The sequence below is a fragment of the Billgrantia gudaonensis genome (assembly GCF_900100195.1).
Classification (GTDB): Bacteria; Pseudomonadota; Gammaproteobacteria; order Pseudomonadales; family Halomonadaceae; genus Halomonas; species Halomonas gudaonensis.
Genome location: NZ_FNES01000044.1, coordinates 1 through 1029 on the forward strand (window position 1 = coordinate 1; position 1029 = coordinate 1029).

General features: G+C 62.7%; 1 protein-coding gene and 1 pseudogene. One reads left to right on the forward strand and one right to left on the reverse strand.

Annotated elements, in window-relative coordinates:
- Window positions 1–91: 91 nt before the first annotated feature.
- Window positions 92–766, forward strand: a pseudogene (locus BLP96_RS19730) (IS3 family transposase); the annotation flags it as partial.
- A 32-nt stretch (window positions 767–798) separates the two neighbouring features.
- Here BLP96_RS19730 and BLP96_RS19735 read toward each other — a convergent pair.
- The coding region (locus BLP96_RS19735) for a hypothetical protein (RefSeq protein ID WP_143005160.1) at window positions 799–1029 on the reverse strand (231 nt) is incomplete at its 5' end.

Sequence of the window (1029 nt, forward strand, 5' to 3'; positions counted from 1 at the left end):
TCTTCTTGAGGATGGCTTCCTTACGCTCTGCGGGGTAACGCATGTTGATCACCTCTCAATCCGTTTAGGTGACAACTACGTTGACGCATAGGGCAGCCGCCGCATGGCCAGAGAACTTCGACGCCGAGGCTACGACGTCGGCCGTTACCAGGCCCGCAGCCTGATGCGGGAAGCAGGTGTAGAGGCACGTGAGCGGCGACGTTGGCGTCATACAACTGACAGCGAGCACACCCTGCCGGTGGCCCCCAACCTGTTGAACCGTCAGTTCATGACGGCAGCGCCGAACCGGGTCTGGGTGGCCGATATCACGGCGATCTGGACCCTGGAGGGCTGGCTCTATCTGGCAGCCGTTCTCGACCTCCACGACCGGCAACTGGTGGGCTGGGCGATGGCTGACCACATGCGTACGCAACTGGTACTGGACGCCTTGGGGATGGCCGTGGGTCGCCGGCAACCTGAGAGCGGGCTGGTACATCACAGCGACCGCGGCAGCCAATATGCGTCGCATGAGTACCGATCCACGCTGGTGCAGCACGGATTCCATACTTCGATGAGCCGCAAGGGGAATTGCTGGGACAATGCCGTCATGGAGCGCTTCTTCGGCTCACTGAAAAGCGAATGGCTGGCCGGCCAACGGTACGCGAGCCGCCAGGCGGCACGCTGGGATGTGATCGAATACATCGAGATGGAGTACAACAGCAGTCGGCTCCACTCGACCCTGGGCTACCAGACGCCGAGGGAGATTGAATTGGCAGCTGCGGCTTGAAAATGTGTCCGCTCTGACTTGACCATAACACTCTACGTCGCGGGTCCGATCCCCCGGGCCTCGTCCAGCCGCTGGGTGATATGCAGCACCGCCTCAAGCTCCGAGCAGCCTTGCTCGCGCATCACGCGCATCCGCTCGGCCTTCTCCTCACCCTCGGTGCCGGCGAGAGCCAGGTAGAGGCTGGGCGGCACCACCCGGAACAGCGCTTCCAGGCGCCCTGACAGCACCACCCCCTCGGTGTACTTCTTCGAGACCTTGGTGGC